Origin of the sequence: Paenibacillus nasutitermitis (assembly GCF_014641075.1) — a bacterium.
Taxonomy (GTDB): Bacteria; Bacillota; Bacilli; order Paenibacillales; family Paenibacillaceae; genus Paenibacillus_Z; species Paenibacillus_Z nasutitermitis.
This window is the reverse complement of sequence record NZ_BMHP01000003.1, coordinates 517,790-543,081: the sequence shown is the minus strand read 5'-3', so window position 1 is coordinate 543,081 and position 25,292 is coordinate 517,790. Positions and strand designations below refer to the sequence as shown.

At 52.0% G+C, this 25,292-nt stretch carries 22 protein-coding genes and 1 riboswitch; of the genes, 11 read left to right on the top strand and 11 right to left on the bottom strand.

All coding sequences use genetic code 11. The annotated features are described in order from the left end of the window. Window positions 1–22: 22 nt before the first annotated feature. Together IEY46_RS21410 and IEY46_RS21405 are read right to left on the bottom strand one after the other, a co-directional pair. The gene (locus tag IEY46_RS21410) at window positions 23–700 is read right to left on the bottom strand and encodes a response regulator (RefSeq protein ID WP_268239540.1); all 678 of its coding nucleotides are present in this window, start codon (window positions 698–700) and stop codon (window positions 23–25) included. Then, window positions 701–1,735: an ATP-binding protein gene (locus IEY46_RS21405; protein WP_188994843.1), complete on the bottom strand. Its 1,035-nt coding sequence runs from the start codon at window positions 1,733–1,735 to the stop codon at window positions 701–703. Between the two features lie 60 nt (window positions 1,736–1,795). Here IEY46_RS21405 and IEY46_RS21400 point away from each other — a divergent pair, with 60 nt between their 5' ends. Next, window positions 1,796–2,083, top strand: a complete 288-nt coding sequence (locus IEY46_RS21400) for a hypothetical protein (RefSeq protein ID WP_188994841.1) — start codon at window positions 1,796–1,798, stop codon at window positions 2,081–2,083. A 48-nt stretch (window positions 2,084–2,131) separates the two neighbouring features. On the opposite strand, the gene IEY46_RS21395 is transcribed toward IEY46_RS21400, so the two are convergent. After that, window positions 2,132–2,947: a phytanoyl-CoA dioxygenase family protein gene (locus IEY46_RS21395; protein WP_188994839.1), complete on the bottom strand. Its 816-nt coding sequence runs from the start codon at window positions 2,945–2,947 to the stop codon at window positions 2,132–2,134. A gap of 84 nt (window positions 2,948–3,031) precedes the next feature. On the opposite strand from IEY46_RS21395, the gene IEY46_RS21390 reads away from it, so the two are divergent. Together IEY46_RS21390 and IEY46_RS21385 are read left to right on the top strand one after the other, a co-directional pair. Continuing rightward, entirely contained in the window at window positions 3,032–3,904 is an 873-nt protein-coding gene (locus tag IEY46_RS21390) for a helix-turn-helix domain-containing protein (RefSeq protein ID WP_188994837.1), read from the top strand. 87 nt (window positions 3,905–3,991) lie between these two features. Beyond that, window positions 3,992–4,672, top strand: coding sequence for a DUF8580 domain-containing lipoprotein (locus IEY46_RS21385; protein ID WP_188994835.1), 681 nt, complete (start codon window positions 3,992–3,994; stop codon window positions 4,670–4,672). A gap of 206 nt (window positions 4,673–4,878) precedes the next feature. Here IEY46_RS21385 and IEY46_RS21380 read toward each other — a convergent pair whose 3' ends face one another. Next, the gene (locus IEY46_RS21380; protein ID WP_188994833.1) at window positions 4,879–5,652 is read right to left on the bottom strand and encodes a Cof-type HAD-IIB family hydrolase; all 774 of its coding nucleotides are present in this window, start codon (window positions 5,650–5,652) and stop codon (window positions 4,879–4,881) included. 240 nt (window positions 5,653–5,892) lie between these two features. Next, window positions 5,893–6,918, bottom strand: a complete 1,026-nt coding sequence (locus IEY46_RS21375; protein ID WP_188994831.1) for a LacI family DNA-binding transcriptional regulator — start codon at window positions 6,916–6,918, stop codon at window positions 5,893–5,895. 270 nt (window positions 6,919–7,188) lie between these two features. On the opposite strand from IEY46_RS21375, the gene IEY46_RS21370 reads away from it, so the two are divergent. From IEY46_RS21370 to IEY46_RS21350, 5 genes are all read left to right on the top strand, one after another. Next, window positions 7,189–9,282, top strand: a complete 2,094-nt coding sequence (locus IEY46_RS21370; protein ID WP_188994829.1) for an amylo-alpha-1,6-glucosidase — start codon at window positions 7,189–7,191, stop codon at window positions 9,280–9,282. Between the two features lie 121 nt (window positions 9,283–9,403). Beyond that, window positions 9,404–10,708, top strand: a complete 1,305-nt coding sequence (locus tag IEY46_RS21365; protein WP_188994827.1) for an ABC transporter substrate-binding protein — start codon at window positions 9,404–9,406, stop codon at window positions 10,706–10,708. Between the two features lie 76 nt (window positions 10,709–10,784). Continuing rightward, the gene (locus tag IEY46_RS21360; RefSeq protein WP_188994825.1) at window positions 10,785–11,681 is read left to right on the top strand and encodes a carbohydrate ABC transporter permease; all 897 of its coding nucleotides are present in this window, start codon (window positions 10,785–10,787) and stop codon (window positions 11,679–11,681) included. 19 nt (window positions 11,682–11,700) lie between these two features. Next, the gene (locus IEY46_RS21355; protein ID WP_188994823.1) at window positions 11,701–12,540 is read left to right on the top strand and encodes a carbohydrate ABC transporter permease; all 840 of its coding nucleotides are present in this window, start codon (window positions 11,701–11,703) and stop codon (window positions 12,538–12,540) included. A gap of 34 nt (window positions 12,541–12,574) precedes the next feature. After that, the gene (locus IEY46_RS21350; RefSeq protein WP_188994821.1) at window positions 12,575–14,767 is read left to right on the top strand and encodes an alpha-L-rhamnosidase-related protein; all 2,193 of its coding nucleotides are present in this window, start codon (window positions 12,575–12,577) and stop codon (window positions 14,765–14,767) included. Between the two features lie 179 nt (window positions 14,768–14,946). On the opposite strand, the gene IEY46_RS21345 is transcribed toward IEY46_RS21350, so the two are convergent. The 3 genes from IEY46_RS21345 to IEY46_RS21335 all read right to left on the bottom strand — a co-directional run bounded on the left by IEY46_RS21345 (window position 14,947) and on the right by IEY46_RS21335 (window position 19,129). Continuing rightward, entirely contained in the window at window positions 14,947–17,592 is a 2,646-nt protein-coding gene (locus tag IEY46_RS21345) for a PAS domain S-box protein (protein WP_188994819.1), read from the bottom strand. Window positions 17,593–17,820: 228 nt separating this feature from the next. Then, window positions 17,821–18,600, bottom strand: a complete 780-nt coding sequence (locus tag IEY46_RS21340; RefSeq protein ID WP_188994817.1) for a pirin family protein — start codon at window positions 18,598–18,600, stop codon at window positions 17,821–17,823. Between the two features lie 79 nt (window positions 18,601–18,679). Then, window positions 18,680–19,129, bottom strand: coding sequence for a MarR family winged helix-turn-helix transcriptional regulator (locus IEY46_RS21335; protein ID WP_188994815.1), 450 nt, complete (start codon window positions 19,127–19,129; stop codon window positions 18,680–18,682). A 286-nt stretch (window positions 19,130–19,415) separates the two neighbouring features. Then, a riboswitch (ZMP/ZTP riboswitch) is annotated at window positions 19,416–19,556 on the top strand. Window positions 19,557–19,686: 130 nt separating this feature from the next. On the opposite strand from IEY46_RS21335, the gene IEY46_RS21330 reads away from it, so the two are divergent. Continuing rightward, a complete protein-coding gene (locus IEY46_RS21330; RefSeq protein ID WP_188994813.1) occupies window positions 19,687–20,553 on the top strand; it encodes a bifunctional 5,10-methylenetetrahydrofolate dehydrogenase/5,10-methenyltetrahydrofolate cyclohydrolase in 867 nt (288 codons plus the stop codon). Beyond that, window positions 20,550–21,176: a cyclodeaminase/cyclohydrolase family protein gene (locus IEY46_RS21325; protein WP_229750445.1), complete on the top strand. Its 627-nt coding sequence runs from the start codon at window positions 20,550–20,552 to the stop codon at window positions 21,174–21,176. The genes IEY46_RS21330 and IEY46_RS21325 overlap by 4 nt, the downstream gene beginning before the upstream one ends. A 44-nt stretch (window positions 21,177–21,220) precedes the next feature. On the opposite strand, the gene IEY46_RS21320 is transcribed toward IEY46_RS21325, so the two are convergent. From IEY46_RS21320 to IEY46_RS21310, 3 genes are all read right to left on the bottom strand, one after another. After that, window positions 21,221–22,243 (bottom strand): ABC transporter ATP-binding protein, encoded by a 1,023-nt coding sequence (locus IEY46_RS21320; protein ID WP_188994812.1) that lies wholly within the window; start codon window positions 22,241–22,243, stop codon window positions 21,221–21,223. A 94-nt stretch (window positions 22,244–22,337) separates the two neighbouring features. Beyond that, window positions 22,338–23,129: an ABC transporter permease gene (locus IEY46_RS21315; RefSeq protein ID WP_188994810.1), complete on the bottom strand. Its 792-nt coding sequence runs from the start codon at window positions 23,127–23,129 to the stop codon at window positions 22,338–22,340. After that, window positions 23,126–23,902, bottom strand: coding sequence for an ABC transporter permease (locus tag IEY46_RS21310; protein WP_188994808.1), 777 nt, complete (start codon window positions 23,900–23,902; stop codon window positions 23,126–23,128). The genes IEY46_RS21315 and IEY46_RS21310 overlap by 4 nt, the downstream gene beginning before the upstream one ends. A gap of 318 nt (window positions 23,903–24,220) precedes the next feature. Here IEY46_RS21310 and IEY46_RS21305 point away from each other — a divergent pair, with 318 nt between their 5' ends. Next, the gene (locus tag IEY46_RS21305) at window positions 24,221–25,222 is read left to right on the top strand and encodes an ABC transporter substrate-binding protein (RefSeq protein ID WP_188994806.1); all 1,002 of its coding nucleotides are present in this window, start codon (window positions 24,221–24,223) and stop codon (window positions 25,220–25,222) included. The last annotated feature ends 70 nt before the right edge of the window (window positions 25,223–25,292 follow it).

The window sequence follows — 25,292 nt, the reverse complement described above, 5'->3', positions numbered from 1 at the left end:
CCAGTGACAAATCGGCATGAGGCTAGAAATAAGCGGCAAGCTTCCCGCAGGCCTCTTCATAGCTTGGACCCAGCAGGGGCAGAATCATGGCCGCTTCCTTGATCCGCTGCTCTTTGGCCAACTGCTCGATTTGGCCAAACCGTGAACCAAGCTGCCGGAGGCCTATGCTTAAGCTGCTTGATTTCAGATCGTGGGCCAGCTGTCTGACGGTTTCTGTATCCTGACCGGCGACGGCGGACTTCAGGCGTTCTATTTTGCCCGGGGTATCCGCCATGTACATATCCAGAAGCGTCGCAAGCACCAGGGAGTCCCCGCTGCCGCCCAGCTCCAGCAGGTCCTGGACGATCATCTCGTCAATTCCGGACGGGGCCCGGGAGTCTGGCTGAAGCCAGCGGCCCAGCACTTCTCTGAGCTTGTCGAGGTTGACGGGCTTGGTGATATAATCGTCCATTCCCGCAAGCATACAATTCTCGCGGTCTCCCTTCATGGCGTTAGCAGTCATCGCAATAATGGGAGTTCGCGGGAGGCCGTCCGCCTGCTCCCGCTCGCGGATCATTTCCGTCGCTTTCAAACCATCCAGCACGGGCATCTGGTTATCCATTAAGATCAGGGAATAGGGCTGATTCAGGAAGGCGTTGAATGCCTCCTGGCCGTTCATGACCGTAACAATGTTTGTCATGCCGAGTTTTTTGAGCTGCAGCTACGCAACCTGCATGTTAATCGGGTTATCCTCTGCCAGCAGAATAGCAGCCGACTGATCCAGATCGTTAAGCCCGTCTTTAGCCTGAGTCTGGAGGGCTCCTGGCTGAGGCGGGGCGGGGCTGCGTATTGCTTTGTCCAACGACAGTTCAAACCAGAAGGTGGACCCTTCGCCTTCTCGGCTCTGGATACCGATCTTCCCGCCCATCAGCTCCACCAATCGCCTGGATATGGACAGGCCAAGCCCGGGGCCGCTGTATTTCTTTCTTGTAGATGCATGTACCTGGGAGAAAGGCTTGAAGAGCAGTGCCTGATTAGTATCCGAAATGCCGATACCCGTATCCGTGACGCTGATGCGCAGCGCCTGAATGTCTGGCTTCTCGTACAACAGCTCCGCACAAGCTTCGACACTTCCGTTGTTGGTGAATTTAACGGCATTGTCGATGAAATGCAGCATGATTTGTCGGATCCGGGCAGCATCGCCCCGATGCGTTCGGCCAATGCCCGCATCCACCACGGTGCGGATATTATTTCCATTAGCAGCCGCCATAGGCTGGATCAGCTCGGTCACATGCTCCAGTATGAAACGCAGGTCCAACTCGCCGTGTTCAAGCTGCATAGTGCCGGCTTCTAAACGGGAGAGGTCGAGTATATTGTTAATCATCGTCAGCAGCAGACTGGCCGAGTCCTGAATCATGAGCAAGGATTTGTTTTGCTCCGGCTTTAGCTCGGTGTGGGCCAGCAGCTCAGCCAATCCGACTATACCGTTCATAGGCGTGCGAATTTCATGGCTCAGGACAGCAAGGAAATCGCTTTTGGCCTGATTGGCCCGGTCGGCATCATCGCGGGCACCCTGCAAATCCGAATTGCTCTTGGCAAGCAAGCGCTGTAACGACATGAGCTCATCATTCATCGATGAGAATTCATGGCGTGTTCTGGCTTCCTTTTCCCGGCTATGCTCGATTTGACTGGACAACTTCTCAATCGTTTCGCGAAGCTTGTTGATTTCTTTCTCCGATTCTGTATATGGTTTCATGGTATTTCCTTCCTCCTGTTGGGATTCACGTGCGTTCCGATAAGGAGATAGACGCAGGTTATGCCAGAGCTGATCATCGTCCAGTGGTATTGTAATGGCCCCTTCATTCGTCAATGCTTCCGGTTTCATCCGGCTAAAACGTGTTTGCTACGGATTATCTGTCTATTCTCTTCCTTTATTAAACGACTCCCGCCATCACTGAACCCTTATCTGACGATGGAAGCCATTATTGGATCCTGTACGGTGACACAAGAAGCAACGGCTGCGCTGTTCTCTGGCGGGAAATTTATAAGAGTGAAACTTGCATTCTATAAGGTGAAAAAAAAGACCCGCCGTCCGTCCCTTTAAAAGGTCGGTACCGGCCGGTCTATGATGGTTGGGGTGCGGAAGGAGGTACTAATGGATGCCCGGCGATGAGAATTCGGTGCCGCAGGGTCCACCGCCCACATTGCTTTCGATTGCATGCTCGCTGCCGTCAAACCGAATTAACGGTTTGTAGCCTGCACTGATTTTTGTGTCCTGGACGCAGGCATAATGGCAGATGAAGGCCCGGCGGAAGCGGTCCTGCGACGTATTCGGATAGGAGCCGTGAATCAGGCTGCCGTTGAAGAACAGGACATCGCCGGCTTTCATATTCATCGGTACAGGGCTGTAGCCCTGAGGAACATCCACCTCATCCCGCGTGAAGGATACGGCAGGATCGGCTTGATGCGGGCACTGAACCTCAAGTGCGTTGGACTTGGGCACGACAAGCATCCCGCCATTGTCCTGATCCGCATCATCCAGCGCAACCCAGGCCGCAATACAGGTGCCCGGTTCGACCAGCAGATAGAAATTGTCCTGATGCAGGGCCTGACCTTTAGCTCCCGGGGGCTTGAAGTAAAGCATCGATTGGGCCGCAAGCGGCTCGGCACCAAACAGATCGGCCAGTACATTCATAAGAGCCGGATGCAGCATATACGATTTGGACAGCTCGTCAAACCGGTGGGGGTGCATGATCCGCGGGTATTGCTTCAGGATGTCCCCGCCAGACTCTTCAGCACTGAGCGCTTTATAGAATTGGGACGGCGCTTCCGTTCGCAGCTTCATATAATGCTCCCTCAGAAGTCCGGCTTCCTCGGCGAACAACCCCTCAAGAAGCAGATAACCGTCTTGATCAAACTGCTTTTTTTGTTCGTCCTTCAATACGTCTCCAAGCTTCGCTGTTGTCATCAGTGTTGCCTCCCATTTTACGAAATTGTTGACTTGCGTTATCCTTATTATAAATAGATAACGTTCTTGGGAGGAATATATAGAATGGCTGAAAATCTGGAGGATTCTGCTGACAACGCCTATCTGCTCCATCCTCACAGCATCCTGGCCGGCGACTTTGAGCAGCTTGACGATTACAAGGTGAGGCGGCCGCAGGGGACGCGCGATTGGCTGCTGACTTTAACTTATGGGGGCAGAGGCAGTTTCGGATTTGGTCAGGAACGTCATGCTTGCGAGGATGGCGATCTGGTGCTGATCAGACCCGGTGTCCCGCATGATTACGAAACAACTGCAGGAGAGAAGTGGCAGTTTGTCTGGGCACATTTCCTTCCGGATCCGGAATGGATGGATCTGCTGCAGCTGCCTGACAAGAAAGGCGACCTGCTCATGCTGTCGATCGAACAGCCCGTCATCCGCGAGCGGCTGCTTACTGCGTTCCGGAGGATGGTGAGAGACAGCATACAGGGGGACCTGCAGCAGCAGCGGCTCGCAAAAAATGCGCTTGAAGAGGTTGTTCTGTTGATTGGACGGTATGCCAGGCAGTTTGAAGGCGGGGCGATGGATGCACGCATCAGGCAGACTCTGGATTATTTGGGAGAGCATTTCCGCGAGCCGCACACAATAGCTTCACTTGCCGGGCGGGTGGCACTTTCCTCTTCCCGGTTCGCTCATCTGTTCAAACAGGAAACCGGCGATTCGGTAATCGAAACGCTGCTTAAGATGAGACTCAGCTACGCGGCTCGGCTGCTGGAGAGAACTTCGTTGTCCATCGCGCAGGTAGCGGAGGATGTGGGGTTTTCCGATTCCTTTTATTTTACAAAGCAGTTCACCGCCCTGTACGGACAAAACCCCTCCGCCTACCGCAAATCCATCGATTATGGCCCTTCGCCGGAACGGAGCATATTATTGAATGAATAGACGATTTTTTGATTGAAACGGCTTGGGAGTGGTTAGTTCATAGTGAACCCCTACGAAGCGAACCCCATTCATGAGGAGGTATCAAAAATGAAGAAATGGCGCAATCCAACCCGAGCAGCAGCCATTCTGTCATGCTTTCTAATCCTTGCGGCTTGCTCCGGCCAAAATGGTGGTAATGCAGAGTCGGAAAATCCGGCTGCATCCCCGTCCGATTCTACCGTGAACACCCCGGATACGGCCAATCCGCCCGCATCCTCTTCACCAGATGAATCTGACGCGCCCAGTCCGGAAGGTTCGAAGCGGCCGGACACCCGCTCATTCGACCTGTTTACCAAAGACGGATATCAACCAAACGAAGCCAAGCTGCAGCAGGGAACAGGCTATTCGCTCTATATATTTGACGGGTTTACGTTCGATGCGGCTGCAGGGCGGCTGTCGCTGGTATCGGATTCCAATTACAACGTGATTATCGAGCCGCTGCCCTCCGAGTACTCGCTGGAGTCGCTCCGCAAGCAGGGGGACGAAGAACTGGCTAAATTCGGAGAAGTCCAAGATTACAGCGGAGAGCTAGTGGAGCATCCGCTGGGTTACGCGGAGCTTTATCTGCAAGCATCCGGCGCCGAAGGCATCAAGGACTATATGATATGGAAATCGCAGTCCGGGAAAAGCTATCTGTTCCGACTCAGCAACCCGAAGGGGGAAGCGGCGGCGCAATTTGCGGAGCCTGTCCAAATTTCGCTGTCGACGGTCGAGGCCGACCCCAGTTAGAAACCTGCTATGTCCAAAAGCCACAGCCATGTGTGTACCAACCCGCTATAAACCGGGCTAATCTTCGAGTATACCCTGACATTTAGGGGAATCTCGTGTGAAAGCCTGAACGTCAAACAAAACCAAAGCAGGCGGATTCCCCCGTATCAACGGGTGATCCGCCTGCTTTCCTGTCTGGCGTCTTGCGGCTATTGCCCGTTCCGGCTTCAGATCAGCCCGGCATAGCGCAGACCGTTCACGACACCGCCTTCGCCGACATGCGAAGTGACATAGTCCGCGAAAGGCTTCAGCTCGTCGTGGGAGTTGCCCATGGCGATGCCCAGTCCGACGAAGGACAGCATCTCCTTGTCGTTGAGACCGTCGCCGAATGCGACCGCCTCTTCCGGCGCAATGCCCATGTGAGCAAGCAGCTCCTTGATGCCGATTGCCTTGGAGCCGCCGCTCGGCAGAACATCTAGGGCAGACTTATGCCAGCGGATGAGCCGCAGCTCATTCAGAAGCTGCTCATACCGGTGCTCATCCTCTGCTTCGCAGTGAAGGAATACCTGGAAAATATCATCCGTCTCCCAGAAAGCGGGGTTGAATCCCGGCAGCTCAACCTTGAGCGAATTAACCGAATCCAGAACAGCCGGATGATCGGCGGTATTGCAGAAATAACCTTGACAGCCCTGAAATACGAGCGGGTGGCCATGCTCCGCTGCCCGGTTCACAAGCGCGGCAAGCGTGGCCCGGGGAATCGCATGTTTAAAGACCGGCGTGCCTTCGCTGACGACATAAGCGCCGTTCAGGCTGACATAAGACTGAATGTCGAGCGCTTCGGCGATCGGTTGAAAGAAATAAGGCGCTCTTCCTGTTGCGATGACGGTGATGATGTCCTTATCTTTCAATTCACGGATGGCCTTGGCGGCATCCGGAGGGACTTGTTTATCCTCGTCCACCAATGTCCCGTCTATATCAAAGAATACGATTTTATATGCCATTGTTTGTCCATTCTCCCATCGAGGTTCATCGTATTCCATCATATAGCGAACCGTTCCGCAATGGCAACCCTTCTGCAAGAAACACGGGAAAAAGAGGTCCCGCGGGACCTCTTTTTCGTATTGCAGCAGCCTGAATGTCAGTAAATGAGGATTTGGCTGCCTGTTTCTATGGAAACGTCGGGGATGGAGGGCAGCGGCGGGACATCCCTAATGGAAGAAACCTGCTTCGCCGCAAAGGCGTTAGCCGTTGCTTCTAGTCAAACTGCGCACGCTCTCGCGTTTAACAAGCTCTGTGTTAAGTACGATGTGATGGTTCACATTCCGTCCTTCGAGCATATCCACCAGCAGTTGGGCTGCCTGGTAGCCGGTTTCGTATTTATGCTGATTCACGGTCGTAATGGCGGGCGAATGATAAGCGGTCAAGTCGATGTTGTCAAAACCAACGACGGAAATATCCTCAGGGACAAGACGCCCCAGACCCTGGACTGCCTGTATCGCTCCGAGTGCCATCAGGTCGCTGGCGCAAAATACAGCCGTCAGTTCCGGGAAACGGGAATACAGGCGGTACATGGCTTCTCTGGCGCCGGACTCCGAGAAAGCGCCGTCCACCACATAGGCTTCATTGTAAGGAATGCCGCAGCTTTCCAGCGCATCGGCATAGCCTTTAAGCCGGTGTATGCTGACATCCGCCTGGGAATGACCGTTGATCAAGCCGATATGGCGATGTCCATTATCAAGCAAATGCCGGACGGCTGTATAGGCCCCTTTGACATTATCAGAAGTAACGTATCCGACATTGGGGCCTTGAAGAGGAATATCGATCAGAACGCAGGGGATATCCGACGATACAATTTCTTCCAGGTAAGGATCGTCGAGACGAATTCCGCTAATGATGACGCCGTCAACTCCTCTTTCGTTGCAAAGCTTCTTGTAGGACTTGATCTTCTGTTTCTGCGGGGTTGTGCTGAAGAGCACCAAATCATAATCCAGCTCCCCGGCACGGTCATTCATGCCGCAAAGCACCTCAAACACAATGTTGTCCTTGGAGCTGGCTCTTGTAACATTGGAAAGAAGAAGTCCAATCGTTTTTGTTTTCTTGGAGATGAGTGAACGCGCCGCTATGTTGGGACTATAACCCAACTGCTCTGCAACTCCGATTATCTTTTTGCGTGTTTCCTTATTCACGTCGTCGTATCCATTAAGGGCACGGGATACCGTAGTAACGGATACCTGGGCCTTTTTGGCAATATCCTTGATGGTTACCAATATACGAACCTCCTTCCGGAACTTGATATAATAGTGGTGCTTCAAACAGCAGAAATAAATAGAGAGCCTGAGAAAGAGGAAGGTTATGGAAATAATAACCTTAAAGAAAAAGGTTGTAAATGCTTTCAATGCAATTTATAATACAATTATAGTTCATCCGAAACGTTTCGGAAAGAGTCTCCCTAAAATGGAGCCTATTTTTTTACGGGTATCCGAAACGTTTCGGAAAATTTATACAGCTTCTATCATCAAGAGAAATGAGGTTATATCTTGGATTACCGCGTTATAAAAGAAAACAATTTGTTTCTGATTACCGATAAGCTCGGCGATATCACGCCCGGGAGCGGAAATGGCTTATATACTTCAGATACGCGTTTTCTGAGCAGTCTTGATGTTCATATCAACGGGCAGAAGCCGATCCTTCTTTCGTCTTCCGCCGATGAAAACTTTGTCGCAGTGATCCGTCTGACCAATCCGCATATGGAAGAGGATGGAGAACTGATTTTATGGCGGGAATCCGTTGAAATCGAGAGGAAACGTTTTATATACGGAGGAATATTATACGAAACGTTTCGGTTAACCAGTTACTATCCGAAACCCATCGAATTTGATTTTTCGGTTCGCATGGACGCCGACTTCGCGGACATGTTTGTTATCCGGGGATTTCAATATGGAGAAATCGGAGCCATTACCGGGCGTCAGGCCAGTCCCGGCGAGCGTACCATTTCGTACAAGGGTGCGGATGACGTTGTCCGGGAAACCAGAATTCGCTGGAATGCAGCAGAAAGTGCTATCGATGAAGATGGGACGATTCATTTCCTGGTCGGTTTATCCCATGCGCAGACAGCCGAAATTCCCTTTATCATCATCCCTGTTATTGACGGCATGGAACCGGCGCTGCACGAGCCTTCCGAAGCACTTGCCAGGCTGTATGCTTCTTATGAGGACTGGAAGGAGCATTCTACTGCTATCCGCAGCGATCTTCCGGCGTTTGACGAGTTGTTCAACCGGAGCCTGCAGGATTTACGGGTGCTGTTAACCGATCTTGGACATGGTTCCTTCCCGGTCGCCGGACTTCCGCTGTACGCGGTGCCCTTCGGACGCGACAGCCTGATTGCCGCACTGCAGATGCTTCCCTTGAACCCTGAAATCGCCAAAGGAACGCTGTTGACGATGGCTTCTTACCAGGGAACGAAAGTGGATGAGTGGCGGGACGAACAGCCGGGGAAAATCATGCATGAAATCCGCTACGGCGAATTGGCGGGAACGAACCAGGTTCCGTTTACGCCATATTACGGCACGATTGACGCAACCCCGCTGTTCCTGCTGCTGGCGGCAGAATATTTCCACTGGACCGCAGATGCCGGCCTGATCCGGCAGTTGATGCCTCATGTGGATGCTGCTCTGGATTGGATTGACCAATATGGCGATGAGGATGGCGACCTCTTCGTGGAGTATGTTCAGAAATCATCCAAAGGCATCGCCAACCAGGGCTGGAAAGACTCTGCGGATTCCATCGTTCATCGGGATGGCGAATATGCGAAAGCGCCAATTGCGCTGGTTGAGGTCCAGGGTTACGTCTATCAGGCCAAAACAAGATTGGCGCCGCTATTCCGCAGCTTCGGTGACGATGCACGGGCAGACAGGCTTGAAAGCGAAGCGGCTCAGCTGAAGGAAAAGTTCGAGCAGCAGTTCTGGATGGAAGACGAACAGTTCTACGCTATTGCTCTGGATGGGACCAAACGCCAGGTGCATTCTGTCACTTCCAATGCCGGCCATATTCTGATGAGCGGCATTGCATCGTCTGAACGGGCACAGGCTGTCGCCAAGCGGCTTGTCGCTCCGGATATGTTCAGCGGTTACGGCATTAGGACAATGAGCACGGACGCTGCGGGCTACAATCCGATGAGTTATCATGACGGCAGTATCTGGCCGCATGACAACTCGCTCACGGTCATCGGCATGAGCCAAAACGGGTTCCAGGAAGAAGCGCTCACCGTCATGGAAGGACTGCTCAAAGCTTCCGGAGCATTCGAGTATGCCCGCCTTCCCGAACTTTTCTGCGGATACGACGAGTCGCTCGGCCAGCCAGTGCCTTACCCGGTCGCATGTTCGCCTCAAGCCTGGGCCGCCGGTACTTCGCTGACTTTTGTCCAGGCGATGCTGGGGATTGTGCCCAATGCGCTTACGAAACGGATCACGCTGAAGCCTGCCTTGTTGACCTTCATGAACGGACTTGAAGTGGAGCGCCTCCATATCGGTGAAGGCCATCTTCACCTTCGGCTTGAACGCGAAGCGGGAAGCGGGACCACGCGGGTTCAGGTAGTCGCTAATGAAACGGGCTACGAGCTGGATATCCGATGACGAAGTTAAAATCTGAATGGTGAGTTTGCGGTATTGCCGGAAAGACTCAGCCGCCCCAGGTATATAGAGGTGGCCGACTTTCCGAAACTATATAAACAAACGGATAAGGGGATGTATCATCATGAAGAAGACAGGATTATTTAGTTTGGCAGCCGTGTTAATTTTGACGCTGCTGGTTTCCGCTTGCTCGTCAAACGGGGGAAATTCCAATGGAGACAACTCCGGATCCAAAGGAAACAAAGAGAAAGTGAAGCTGACCTTCACGCTTTGGGGAGATGTGAACAGCGGAGCGAGTGAGCAGCAGCTCGCTGATGAATTCAATGCCGCTCATCCTGATATTGAAGTGAAATTCGAGCCGGTTCCCGGTGATGGATATGGTACAAAGCTGACCGCTTCGCTTGCCGGCGGAACGGCACCTGACGTGTTTCTGATCGGGGAAGGGGATTTCCGTTCTTACGTGGATAAAGGGGTTGTTGAGCCTCTGGATGAATACATTTCCAAAGACAGCGGCTTCGACATCGATATTTTCCAAAAAAGCCTGATCCAGATGGGAAATTTCAATGACAAGCAGTACTATCTACCGAAAGACTTCAACCCGCTGGCTATGTGGTACAACAAAAAGCTGTTCGACGAAGCAAAAGTCGAATACCCGAATGCGGACTGGACCTGGGATGACTTGACTCAAGCTGCCCAGAAGATGACCAAGCAGGAGAAGGGCAAATATACACAGTTCGGATTTAATGCAGGCACATGGGAATATCCGATCTATACGTACCTGTGGGCAAACGGTACGGACATCGGCAATGAAGATGGAACAAAAGCCGAAGGATTTATGAATAGCGACAAGACGATTGCTGCTATGGAGAAATACGTTGCGCTTTCCAAAGGCGAGAACCGCGTATCGCCGACGCCTCAGGATACGGAAACAATGGGCGGAGATTCCTCGATGTTCATGACCGGCAAGCTGGCGATGATGGTTACCGGCCGCTGGGTTAAATCCGATCTCGACAAATCGGATGTCGAATACGGATCCGCGATGATTCCAAAAGGCGCTGACGGCGAGCGTGCGGGTATTATAGCTGCTGCAGGCTGGGCGGTTAACTCCAAAGGTAAACACAAGCAAGAAGCTTATGAGCTGGCTAAATGGCTGTCCGGTACGGAAGCCCAGAAGCTGCGCTCCGCAGATGGCCAGATTCTGCCGGCGACGGTTAAGGAGCTGGATGAGGTTAAGGCGGCCGAACAAAACGATAAAGCGATCATTGAAATGATGGATTATGCCCGATTGCCTGTGACCATGCGTTCAAGCAACGGCAGCCTGTTCCGGGAACAATTCACGCAGGCGCTGGAGAAAGTTCTGCTTGGCCGTCAGGACATGAAGGCAGCATTGGATGAAGCGGCCAAAAACGTAGATGCCAAGCTTAAATAATGCCAGGATTGCATAATAAAATAGTCGATAGGTGAAGTGCTTCCAGCGCTTCACCTTCTTTTATCAGGAGGTCATTATGAATAACGCCAAATCAGAACGCGCGGGATATCTGTTTATTCTCCCCTGGCTGCTGGGACTTGTCATCTTTACACTCGGTCCGATGATTTTTTCGCTGGTGCTGTCGTTCAGCAAATGGGATGTCATTACAGGCGTGGAATCGATTGAGTTTGTCGGGTGGGATAACTTTCGCGCTATCTTTAACGATGAGCTGTTCTACCAATCGTTGAAGGTCACCTTTATATTTGCCCTGGTTTCCGTTCCCCTTTATCAGGTTGCATCCATTCTGGTTGCAGTGCTGCTTAATATGCGTTCCAGGGGAATGAAGATATTCCGGCTCGTGTTTTTCATGCCCTCCGTCATTCCCGCTGTTGCCACATCCATGATGTGGGTGATGATTTTCAATCCGGAATACGGAATATTGAATCAGGCGCTGGGATGGTTCGGGATACAAGGTCCCGCATGGCTGCAGGATCCCAGCTACGCGCTGGGCGCCCTGGTCGTTATGGGGCTGTGGGGCATCGGCAACACAGTGATTATCTATTTGTCAGGTCTGCAGGGCGTTCCCGAGGATTTGTACGAAGCGGCTGAGCTCGACGGGGCCGGTCCTTTCCGCCGGTTCTTTGGCATTACGCTGCCGCTTATTTCACCGACGGTATTCTTTAATGTGATTATGGGGATCATCGGCGGATTTCAGTATTTCACCCAGGCGTTCGTTATGACTAACGGCGGCCCTCTCAACTCCACGCTGTTCTACAATCTTTATTTGTACAACAAGGCGTTCATGGAGTTTGACATGGGATACGCATCGGCGCTTTCCTGGATTCTGTTCGTGATTATACTCGTATTCACTATGCTGGTCATTCGCAGCTCTTCGCTTTGGGTCCACTACCAGGGCGATGATCAGCGAGACTAGGAAGAAGGAGACCTTAACTATGCAAATGTCACAACCTAAGTTCAATCTGACACGTTTACTGGCGCTGCTTCTGCTTCTCGCGGGGACCGCCATTGTGCTGGTACCGATGCTGTGGACGCTATCCACTTCGCTCAAAACACCGGCAGAAGTATTCGGAGGCGGATTTTTCCCGAAAAAATGGCTGTGGAGCAACTATTCGGATGCCATCAATGCGATCCCGTTCTTCCGGTTTCTGGGCAATACGCTGATCATCCTCGTGCCGGTTATGATCGGTACCGTGGCATCGGCGGCAGTCTGCGCTTACGGCTTCGCCCGCTTTAATTTCAAGGGGAAACGCACCTTGTTCCTGATTCTGCTTGCAACGATGATGCTGCCAAGCCAGGTCACCATGATTCCGACCTTTCTGATGTTTAAGGAAGCCGGCTTCTCCAATTCCTTTCTCCCGCTTATCCTGCCGGCTTTTTTCGGGGGCGGCGCGTTCAACATTTTCCTGATCCGTCAGTTTATGCGCGGAATCCCGCGTGAGCTGGATGAGTCGGCTTTCGTGGATGGAGCCAAAAGATGGCAGATTTTCACGAGAATTATGCTTCCGCTGTCCAAGCCGCCGTTGATCGCGGTATCGATTTTTACGTTTATGGGCGTGTGGAATGATTTCCAGGGTCCGCTCATCTACCTGAATTCCAATGATAAATATACGCTGGCATTGGGATTGTCCATGTTCAAAGGAATGTATAACATCGAGTGGAATATGTTGATGGCTGCTACCATTCTCATTATGCTGCCGGCTCTGATTGTATTTTTTGTGGCCCAAAAATATTTCATCGAAGGGATTTCCATTTCTTCAGCTGTGAAGGGATAGAGAAACCAGGGAAGCTGCTTAGGAGGCATTTGGCATGATAAACAAGACAACCAAACATCCATTTAATTTATATTACAACGCTGGTGAATTTGTGAAAATATGTGGCACGCAGGATGGATATTTTCCTGATTTCGGCCATCATATCGCCAATGAGATGGGAGGGGTGTGGCTTCATCCTATCAAGCTGCTGGACGGATTCTGGCTGAAAATAACGGATCTGGACAGAGGCATTTCCCTATGGTCCAGAGCGGATGCTTTTACGAATGAATCCTGGGGGAGCGCGTTTGATTACGGCCATGGCCTGAGTCATATTCCGCTGACGATGAAACGGACCCAGTTTGCGCCGGAATTGGAGAAAGGCATGATGGCCGGCTACAAGCTTCATCATAAAGGGCAAGGCGAGCTGCGGCTGAAGCTGGAACTTCTTGCCCGTACCGATCTGCGCCCGGTCTGGTTCTCCGACGAAATCGGCATTCATGACGGCGTACAGGATGAAGCTGTACAGATTAACAGCCGGGACGTGCTGGTTAAGGACAGCGGCAACGATTGGTATGTGATGATCGGCACGGATCTGCCTGGCGAAGAAGTGGAATGCCGGCCGGACCTTTACGGACCGGAGTTCACAGCCGGCAATGGCTGCGGCGTCAAATTCAGCGCAGAAATTCGCATTCCCGCAGAAGGTGATTTCGAATTTCATCTGTTTGTTGCCGGTTCCTACGCCTCTGCCGAAGGCTGCCGGGAGACTTACCGCAGCCTGGAACAGGATTATGAACGTATGCTCCGGGAGAAGCAAAGCGCTTATGACGCGGTAGCTAAGCGTGCGCAGCTTGTCATAGATGGTGAAGACAAGTTCAATGAAGTATTCAATTGGGTCAAGTGGAACAACCAATGGCTCATTCAGCAGGTTGATGGTGTCGGCCGCGGGCTCACCGCCGGGGGACCGACTTATCCATGGTGGTTTGGCTGCGATAATACGTATTCTCTGCAGGGGGTGCTGGCGATTGGCGATCATCAGTTGGCCAAGGATACGCTGGATTTGCTGCTGCGGAAATCGGAGGAAGCAAACGGCAACGGGCGTTTTATTCACGAGGTGACTACCATGGGTGCCGTATCCAACCCCGGGAATACGCAGGAGACCGCCCATTATATCGCGTTTGTCTGGGAAATGTTCAGGTGGACCGGTGACGAGGTACTGCTGCGCAGACATTATGCGTATTGTGTAAAGGGAATCGACTGGCTGCTCGGGGAAATGGATCCGGACGGGGATTTATTCCCTTCCGGTTATGGCATCATTGAAATTGCCGGACTCAATATGGAACTGGTTGACACGGCCGTCTATACGGCAAAAGCTTTGCAGGCCATGACGGAAATGAGCCGCTATCTGCAGGACGAGGGTAATCATGAACGTTATCGTCTTCTGGCTGACCGATGCGCAGCCGCCATCAACGAGCGTTTCTGGATCGAATCGGAAGAGCTGTTTGCCGATGCGGTGGCGCCGAAGAAGGATATCGTGCCGAAGGCCGATTATATGACTTCCCTCGCTCATGACCAGGGCATTGCCGGATATCGGGAATACCTTTCCGGCCTGCTTGCGGAAGCAGGGAATGAGGAGGAGGACCGGGGCTGGCTGCTGAACAAGAACTGGGTGATCGTTACGCCCATGGAGACAGGGATAGCAGAGCCGGACAAGGCCCGGAGGGCGCTCGACAAGATGCGCAGCGACGTCTTTATCGGTGAATACGGAACTTATTTGTCGGGTATTTATCAGCAGGGCACGATGACGATTTCAACCGGCGTTCACGCCGTGGCGGAGGCTGCGAACGGGAATCCGGATGAAGCTCTGGATTTGCTCGGCAGAATGATCCGCAGCTTCTCGTATGTGCTGCCGGGCTCCATGGCTGAAATGTCGCCGGATTATGGCTGCATGGTTCAGGCATGGACGGTTTATGCGGTAGCGGTTCCGGTGGTGCGCCACTTCTTCGGGATAACCCCGTTTGCCGCACGCAAGGAGCTTGTGATCAAGCCTCAGCTTCCTTCGGCCTGGAAAGGCAAACGCTGTTCAATGGAACGGCTGGTGGTCGGGGATGCCGAATTCGATATTCAGCTGGAGGAAACCGCCGGCTCACAAAGCATATCCATCCGCAACGAAGCTTGCTGGAATGTGACGGTGGAGTGGAACGGCAGACAGGTGCAAAGCTCCGAGGCGAATATCGAGCTGAAACTGTAAACAATAACAGCATCATCCTATACTTATCCGCCCTTCTTCCCGGACGGCGGAAGGAGCGTTCAAGGAGCCCTACCGGCAATCGCCGGAGGGCTCCTGTTTGCATTTTATAAGCCAAATCACCTTTGCCCAACCTGCAAGGCACACGCTTTTTTTTAGGACGGCGCAGCCGGTCCTTCTTGTCAGGGCATGATTTTTTGCCGTCTTGCTTCTTTAATCAGTTCAATAATGACCGATGTTTTGACGGGCTTGCTCATATAGGCATCCATGCCTGCGGCCAGACACTTTTCCTGGTCGCCTTTCAGCGCGTTTGCCGTTACCGCGATAATGAAGGGACGTTGCTCCGAGGGCAGCGTTTTTCTGATGAGTTTCGTTGCTTCAAGTCCATTCATGACAGGCATTTGAACATCCATAAAGATGATATCGTAGTGTTCGTCGGCAGCCATTTGAATGACCTCGCGGCCATTTTCAGCGATCCATGTTTGGTGCCCTTGCGATTCCAGCATTTTTTGCAAAACAAACTGGTTGACTTTATTATCCTCGGCAATGAGGATTTTCAGCGCTTCTTGCGCCGTTTCCGGCCGATTTGCTTCTGCTTCTGGTTCGTATTTCTGTATGGAAGACGGCTGCGCGACCTCAGGGAAATGAACGGTAAAAGCAAACAAAGATCCTTGCCCATCCGTGGGTTCTACCCGGATATCCCCGCCGAGCAGTGTCACAAGCTTCTTGCTGATCGCAAGCCCCAGCCCCGTTCCTTCGGTTTTTCGCGTCATGAAATCGTCCACCCGGTAGAAGGGTTCGAACAGATGGCTGATATTCTCTTTGGCAATGCCGATCCCGGTATCCTTAACCTTAAATTGAAGCACGGCATGGCGGTCATGGTCAGGCAGCCTTTCGATCGAGACATCAATGCTGCCTTGCTCGGTAAATTTGATCGCATTCCCGACAAGATTCATCAATATCTGCTTTAACCGGTCCGAATCTCCAATAACCAGTTCCGGCAAAGAATTTCTGACTAAGGTATGGATAGTCAGATTTTTCTCCTGCGCTTTGGGATGGAGGATGCCGAGCGTTTCATTCAGGCACTCCAAAATGTTAAAAGGCTCTTCCTGCAGCTCCGCCCGGCCTGACTCGATTTTGGAGAAGTCCAGGATATCATTGATAATGCTGAGCAGAGTGCTTCCGCTTTTACTGATGATTTGAATATATTCCCGCTGCACCGCGTCCAGGCTGGTGGATTCCAGAAGAAGATCGGTCATGCCGATCACGCCATTCATCGGGGTGCGGATTTCATGACTCATCATGGCAAGAAATTCACTTTTTGCTTTGTTAGTGTTTTCGGCGGCTTCTTTGGCAATCATCAGTCTTTTCTGGTCCGTAATGTCTTTGGCGATGATATAGTAGCCCCGGTTCTGCTGATTGATAATAATGGGCGCGATCGTGGTTAATACCTCGACGCTGTGGCCCGCTTTATGGATAAAGGCATTGATATGCTGCTCGGCTGTGGTATCGTCAATGGAGCTCGATAGGATATGACCCAATTTATCGGCGCCAATAAAGGCGGCAATATTCCTCCCGACCATCTGCTGAATACTGTACCCGGTCAGCTTCTCTGCCATTACGTTGGTATTGATAATGTTCCCTTCCAAATTGAGCGAAAGAACGGCATCATGATTGTATTTCTTCAAGGATGTATAACGTTCAATGCTTTCCTGAAGCTTCATTTCAACAATTTTGCTCTCGGACACATCCTGGGTGACCCCGTTCATCCATATGGCGTTGCCGCTCTCGTCGAAGGAAACGGATACGCGCATGCTCAAGTATTTGATCGATCCATCCGGCTGCAGGTTGCGGAAGTCCGTCCTGAAATATTCCTTTTTCTTCCCCTCCATCATCTGATTGGTGAAATGCTCGCGGTCATCGGGATGAATCAGAGCTAACCTGTCGTCCGGGAATTTTCCTGGTTCCAAATTCAATATTCTCCAGACCTGGTCGGTCATGGTCACCTCATTGTTGACGACATCCCAATCCCAGCTGCCAAGCGCGGCGATCCGCTGAGCCTCTGCCAGCTTGTCCTCGTTCTTCTTCCGCTCCGTGATGTCGCGCCCTATCCCCAGGATTTTAAGGATCTGTCCCTGCTCATCGCGGATGATTTTCGTCGTCGTTTCCAACCAGATATAATGACCGTCCTTATGCAGAACGCGATAGGTAAAAAGAGCGTTGTCCGCAGATGAGTTCGTCATAATCTTCTCAAGATCCTGCGGATGATAGAGATCTAAATTATTTTTCCCGACAATGTCCTCCGGCTCATAGCCCAGCAACTCGCGTACCGAAGGCGAGCAGTATCGGATAATGCCATCTGGCGCGCTGTATGAAATAATATCGAGTGCATGCTCGGATATCAAAGTATATACTTCTTCGATTTCCTCTAATCTTCGCTCGGCGGCTTCTCTTCTGGAAATATCCTGAACATGGCACAATATATATGAAGGCGAATGATCGTTGTGACCAGCAACCAGAGTGAGATGGAGGGAAACAAAGACCGTGCTGCCGTCCCGACGATAATAGGGTTTGTCCAGTTCATATACAGGAAAATCCCCGTTGAGCAGAGACCGGATGCCTTCCTTTTCCGCTTGATGATAAGCGGACGGGGTCATATCTTGCGACGAAAGAGCCGTTAAATCATGTTCCGTGTAATCCAGCATCCTGCAGAAGGCGGGATTGACCTTAAGCCAAACTCCATCGACAGACATTATAGCCATTCCAATCGGAGCATATGTATAGATCTGTTCGAACGACGCATAATGGTCGACTTGCCTGTTTTGCATTCCAAGACCTCCTGATTGATTTGGTTTATATCATAATACTTATTGGACAAATTAACATGGTGTCAATCGATTCTATTTTTCTTATTCGAGTCCGGATGTCATATTCCTTGCTGCCGCTAGACTGCTTTTTAATGATTTTATGCAAAAAAAAACCGGAACTATCTCGGATTGCGGATAGTCCCGGTTTTTGAACGATAGGAAAGGTACGCCTTCGGTTTTAAGTCCCCTTTAGCGTTTAGGATACAGCGGATAATCAACGGTCGTGGGCACATCGATTAATATAAGACGCAAGGGGGCGGCGGTTTCGCTTGCCGTAATATTCACGTTCAGCCCGGCGTCGGCGCGGACTACAACAAAATCCTTATGACTGAATGCCGTATTATTGGCAGGGTCTTCCTCATAGGACCAGCTTCCCCCTCCCCGAATGGCCAGGGCCGACAGGGTCCGCCCGGCTTCAATCCGGTGCCGATAGGATTGTCCAGCCTCGACCGTTACATCATACATCCGGGCATCGGCAACGATGGAGATAGGAGAACCTTCACCAATAACCGTTTTCCTGATTACCCCGCCGGTCTCGGCAATAGGGAAGGCCTCATGCTCATATTGATTATAAGTTGGAGCTGTCCGGATTGCTTTCTCCATATGTGGCTCGAACCAGATCTGGAAACCTTCCATATCCGGACCTTCAAAGCGTTCCTCATGGCTGACTCCTGAACCGGTCTGCATCATCTGCACGCCGCCGGCACCGACGGTGCTCCTTGTACCGAGCGTATCGCCGTGATGGGCGCGGCCCTTGACGACATACGTCATAATTTCAAAAGCCTGATGAGGATGCAAGGGGATGTAACCCTCCGCTTCCGATTTGGCCCATGCCCAGTAGAAGAGGGGGCCAATCCGTTTGACAACCGCCCCTTCGCCGCCGAAGCCGATGGGTTTCTGCTCTGTAATTTTACCGCCGTCAAATGCGCCTGTACCTTGTAAGGATGGACCATATACCATAGTTTGCATAAATAATGACCTCCAATGTTGGTTAGTTTGGAATTCTCAAATCATGTAGGGGAATTGGCTGTTGGCGTGCTGATAAGAACTAGGTAAAGCTCGCCTGGGCCGCGATGCCCAATTTCTTGAGCAGATGAATCGCTTGTTTCTGTTCCTCCTCCGTCAGACCGGAGACCGCCTTCTGAACCGCTTCAGTATGCTGAGGGAAAATCTGCTCCAGCAGCTGGCTTCCCTGCTCCGTAATTTCAGCGAAAATAACTCTTCTGTCAGTTGGGCAAGCTTTGCGCCTGGCCAGTCCTTTGCCGGAGAGCTTGTCGATCACATACGTGATATTGCCGCTGGTCATCAGAATCTTCTCGCCAATCTGTTGCAAAGGCTGCTCGCCTTTATGGTAAAGCAGCTCCAGTACGCCGAATTCCGTGGGATTAAGTCCATACTTGCGTATGTCCTGCTGGACATGCGCGCTTACCCATTGATTCGCCCGCGACAATGTGATCAGGAGCTGCAGGGAAGAATCGGGAGCTTGAGATTGACTCACGGGATTCACCTCACTATCTTTTTGTTAAATATCTTAATTTAAAGATAAATGATTTCTCCCCCGATGTCAAGCGCCATATTCTATATATATTAAAGGCAGGACAGCTACGGGAAAACGGGGCAGCGGCCTTCAGGAGCGACGTATGGGGCAAACGAGCGCTGGGAGGCACCGCACGCGGCTCGCAGCGCGCGTTGTGGCGTTGGAGGACGGCGGTCGGCGGTGCATCTGCATTTTTTCCTGTTTCTTGCTGGTATTTTCTGTTATAATGGCAGCATCAGAACCAGCAAATGTCGCATGCGACTGGCGTAGCGTGGAAGAAACCACGAGGAAGCTAGCGACTGAAGTGTGAGCAATGCGTTGGAATCCCTATTGGAATGGGGTTATCACGACAGCAGCTCCAGCATAGCCGTACGCCTGGGCAAAGTGTTTGAAGGTAATGTGCCGCGATGCACATTTCCATTCAGATGCTTTTTTTGTTTATCGTCCAGCAGGGTTTCCCTTATTCCGGATAAGGGTCCGCTGTCTGTTCCTGTTTGATAAGAAGGAGGCGTTCATTGATGGCCAGGTTATTGAAAGCGAAACCGCTTGCCGATGAGGCGGGCGAGCGTATCAAGTCGGCGGTTAACCGGTGGAAAAAGGCGGGCATTGCGCCGGCGGTTGCCGTGCTGCTGGCAGAGGGGGATCCGGCTTCTGCCGCTTATGCAGCGGCAAAAGGCCGGTTGGCGGCGAAGCTTGGAATCGGGTATGAGCTCATAACGTTTGCATCCGACGTGACAAAAAACCGTTTGCTTAAGGAAATCCGGCGTCTGAATGAAGATAACGGCGTACATGGCATTCTGCTCGAGCTCCCGCTGCCCGCAGGTCTGGATTCAAGCAGACTGGCGGCTGCGCTTGATCCGCTCAAAGATATCGACGGCATTACGCCGGCCAGCAAGCTTGCCTGCATGATGAATGAAACCGGTCTGCGCCCGGCTACGCCGCAGTCTTGTATCCAATTGATCAAATCTGCAGGCGTCACGCTTAAGGGCAGTCACATTGTGGTTGTCGGCAGGGGAGAGACCGTTGGCCGCCCTCTGATGCAGATGCTGCTGCATGAGAATGCGACCGTGACGGTATGCCATTCCCATACGAAGGATCTGGCACGCATGATTCAAGGTGCAGACGTTCTGGTGACTGCTGCCGGAAAGGTCAATCTGATTATGCCGGAGATGGTGCATCCGGGTCTGGTCCTGATCGATGCAGGCATCAATATGCTGGGGGATGAGAGCGGAATTACCGGCGATGCTGCTCCGCAAACCGCCGATTATGTGGACGCAATGTCTCCGGTTCCAGGCGGAGTAGGCACACTCACAACGGCTTTGCTGTTCGAAAATGCGCTGCATGCGCTGACGCTGCAGCAAGCTGCGGGGAGGTTGCAGGTATGATTGAAATATGGAATCAGCCGATCCGCTCCTTTCTGGAGAAAGCAGGCTCGGCCTCTCCGACGCCGGGAGGAGGAAGTGCCGCTGCATTGGCCGCCGCACTGGGCGCATCCATGGGCTCGATGGTAACCCGTCTGACAACGGGAAGCAAATTTGAATCTGTTCAATCCGATATGGATGCCATAACCAAACAGATGGCGGATGCCGTGCCGAGATGCGAGGCGATTATGCTGCAGGATATGGAAAGCTTCGAGGCGTATATGCGCGCGCTCGCTTTGCCTCGGCAAACTGACAGTGAGAAGGCTTTCCGCAAGCAGGCCATCGGCAGCGCTGCTGTCCGCGCCGCCGAAGTCCCGTTAAGTTTGATGATGCTTTGCAAGGAACTGATGCAGCTTCTGAACGATTCGGTGATGAAGGTGAACCGCAATGTAATATCCGATTGGGGCATCGCCGCCCTGATGCTTGAAGCGGCGATGCAATCGGCCTGGCTGACGGTGGAGATCAATCTGGTTTCCATTCCGGATGCCGCTGCCGTTTCCCGTATGCGTGAGCAGGGAGTAGCGCTCGAGCGTGACGGAAACCGTCTCAAGGACATGACCATTGGCGCTGTCCGGTCAAGACTTTAAGCCGGCCGAATTCTCGGATCTTAGTATGGCCGGCATGAAGAAGCTTAATAGACCCGGTGAACGATTTCTTCAAAATCCGGCTCTTCCATATGAACGTCCTCGATTTCGCCCAATTGTTCCAGCAGCCTCAGCGCCTCCATGGCGCTGAGCTGATCGCGGTTGCATTCCACAGTAAGCGTCTGCCCGTCGCTGGCGGTTAGGCGCAGGGGCCACTGCCGTTCCTGCGCTTCTGCGGCAGTTTGGCCAGGCCAGCCGTCAGGATTGAACTGCCCGTCAATTAAGGGGGAGACCAGGCTGCGGTAGGTGACGTGAATGATCGTCGGCAGGCCGATCCGCCTGCGTAGTCCGTCCGTGGTGCCATCGAAGCCCAGGCGGCCGTCGTTGATGACGATCACGCGGCTGCAGAGCTTTTCAATATCATCCATATCATGCGTGGTAAGCAGAATTGTTTTGCCCAGATCGCGGTTAATGCTATGCAGAAATTCGCGGATGCTCCGCTTGGCAATTACATCGAGTCCGATTGTGGGCTCATCGAGAAACAGAATATCCGGATCATGAAGCAGCGCGGCGGCGATATCGGCACGCATCCGCTGTCCGAGAGACAGCTTCCGGACAGGCGTTGCCATGAACGGCTTGAGCGCAAGCAGTTCACTAAGCTCCGCCAGCCGCCGCAATTTCTTCTCCTCATCCACGCCGTACATCGCGGCCAGAATATCGAAGGAGTCCCGAACCGGCAAATCCCACCATAGCTGTGTCCGCTGCCCGAACAAAACGCCCAGCATCCGGGCAACGCTGCGCCGCTCGCGGTGAGGACTCATACCGGCAATCCGCACCTCGCCCGCCGTGGGATGCAGAATACCGGAGAGCATTTTGATGGTGGTGGATTTACCTGCCCCGTTGGGCCCGATATAACCGACGAATTCCCCTCTTTCAATCGTAAAGCTGACATCGCGGACGGCTTCCTTCACCTTGTAGTCTCTGGAGAACAAGGTCCGCAGCCCGGCCAGCCGTCCTTCCTTGGGGACGGCTGCTTTGAATTCCTTGGATAAATGCTCCACCGTAATCATTTAATCGCAGCCTTTCATTATTATTAATTCCATCGCAATGCGCAATGATTAGTCCATCGTGATTTTACATTTGCAAATCCGATCCCGGTAGTGTCTAGCTGCCCGTGCTCTGGTAACGGGATATTCCGACACGCCACATAAAAAGACCTGCGCCAAACACGACCATAGCCGCCGCAAAAGCGGAGAGCAGCAGCCATAGACCGCCTTCTCCCCTCAATATATATAGCGAAGGCACATAGTTGGCGAATGCAACGGGAATGACCGTGAGCAGCAAACCCTGCATCCATTTCGGATAAATGGAAAGGGGATACTGCACGGCTGTCCGGGCAGCGTCCTCCGTAATGTTCTGCAGCTCCTCGATTCTCGTGAGCCAGAAGCCCGCCGTAGCGGTAAGCAGACCGATTCCGAACAACAGCAGCGATCCGGAGAGAATGACCATTCCGGTTAGCGGAATTGAGGTCCAGTTGAGCTGGCCGGCTGCGAATAAAGCCTGCATACTGACGGCGAGCACGGCGATGCCCTGAATGGTCTCGCCGATCCGGAAGGATACATTGAAGGACATCAGTCCCAGCAGAACCGGAACAGGCCGCAGAAGAAGGCTGTCGAGATCGCCGCTGACCAGATATTTCTCCAGATGATGAACATCGGAAGCCACTGTACGGTAAATGGCTTTGGACAAGGTCAGGATGGCGTACAAATAGCCGGCTTCCGCCAACGACCAGCCTTTGATATGGCCGAACTTCAGCAGGATAATGGCCAGCATGGCGAATTCCACGAGATTGATAAGGGCGGCCATGAAGGAAGAGAACCAGAAATTGAATTTGTACTGCATCCGGCTGCGCAGACTTGCGAGTACAAGCAGGCGATACATACGAAGCCATTTCATCCGCCCTGCACCTCCACTTTGCGCCTCATGGTCCGGGCAATCACCAGGCATACGCTGGTTAACCCCATACACCAGGCAAGGGAACCGAGCAGCTGCGTTAATCCGTCCATTCCCAGATAAATCCGGGTCGGCACATAATGCAGGAATGGGTAGAAGGAAGCCCGGCTGATCAGCTCAAGCCAGCCCGGAAGCCATTCAATCGGAATGAGAAATCCGGACAAGAGCATGCTGAAGGCATAATTGACCCAGTACAGCCAGCGTGATTCGGTAGTCCAGAGCGCCATGGCTCCAATTATGAAATTGATGCAGATGGAGATATAAGCGGCGAGCATCAAAGCGACAGCGGTCCAAATGAAAGTAAACAGGGATGAAGGGACGTGAAGCGGCAGAACGAAGAGATAAAGCGTGTAGATCGGGAGAAACTTGTAAACGAACTGGTAGGCAATCTGCCCCCATTCCTTGCACATCAGCTGGTAAAACAGATGAACCGGACGCATAAGCTCGATCGCAATCTGACCGGTCCGGACGGATTGCTCCAGACCCAGGCCGTTATTCAGAAAAGCGGCGACCCATAAGCTGACCTGGTTGAAGGCGACATAGCTGATCATGCCGCTCATTCCGTAAGCGCCAAGCGACTGGCTTACGCCAATGCCCGTCCAAATGGAAATGTAGATAAAGCCGAAGATAGCGCTGGCGATATTATGTACCATATGAGCGCCACGATACTGCAAATTTCGTAAATAAGTCTTGCGGGCCAACACGAGGAAAAGCAAAATAGCACCTCCATCATAATAAGCTGCGGCGTTGCAAGCCGGAATGCCTGGATGTAAAGGTGAAATGCCCGTAGAGAGAGCGAGAAACCATCATATCCCAAATGGAGTAGGGGATGCAATGTTTTTTTTCTGACCGGTTAGAATGGATGCGTGATCTGCGTTAGATTTTTGATTCTAAAAAATAAAGAACACATCTTTTTGTATAAGAAAACGGGAGAAAATGTGCATTGAACCGGGAATCGGGAATGCGATATTATAGTTATGTTAAAGTTAATTGAGAATGATAATCAATCACAACGAGCATGGGAGTGGAGAAAGATGTTTAGATGGGGCCGATTGACGGTTTGGACGGCTATATTAATGATTGCAATGTTGGGACTCGCGGCATGCGGTACCAATAATAACGTATCCCGGGAGGGAGCGGGACAAAACAACACAGAAACGGTTCAGCCAGACAAAGCTCCGGAAAGCACGCGGGAGGATAAAGCAACCCGTACCGTAACCGATGAGTTTGGAGAGGTTGAAATTCCGGCGCATCCGCAGCGCGTGGCAGGAATATATCTCGAGGATTATCTAAAAGCCCTGGGAGTAATGCCCGTCGTACAATGGTATCATCCCAGCTGGGGCAAGCAAGACTATCTGAATCTGGATGCTCCGCAATTTGACATAAGCGGAAGTCTGGAAGCTTTGCTGGATCACAATCCGGATCTGATCATCGTGGACGGTGCGGCGGATGCCGCCAAGTATGAGCTGTATTCCAAAATCGCTCCAACCTACCGCTTGAAAGAGAGCATCCTGCAGGATTCGAGTGAAATTTTGAAAGCCATTGCCGATGTAATGGGCATTCCCGAGAAAGGGGAAGCCGTGCTGGCCGAATATGAGCAGAAGATAGCGGATGGCAAAGCGATGTTACAGAAGGCAGTTGGCAAGGAAAAGGTAGCGGTCATTCGACTGAATACAGCGGAAAAAACCATTGCCCTGTTTGGGATCAAAAACAGATTTATCGGCCTTCTTTACAATAAGTTCGGTCTTGAACCTGTCCCCATGGTGGCTGAAATGGAGGACTTCCAAGCTATAATATCCCAAGAGGTGGTCCCCGAGCTTGCAGCAGACCATATTATTGTGATTCCTGCGAATGGAACTTGGGATGACCCGGGGAATCAGGAAGCATTCAAAGCGCTTGAAGGACCTCTATGGAAAAATATACCTGCTATCAAAAATGGCAATGTGTATAAAATGGAACGCTCACACTGGCAATCGGGAGCGATTATGGCTAATTCCATGAAGCTTGATGATCTTTTGAAATACATGGTAAATTAAGCGGCAATGATCGCCTTATGCAGGCTTGAAAATGAAGTAAAGGAAGAAGGCTCTTCAACTCCAGTTGATT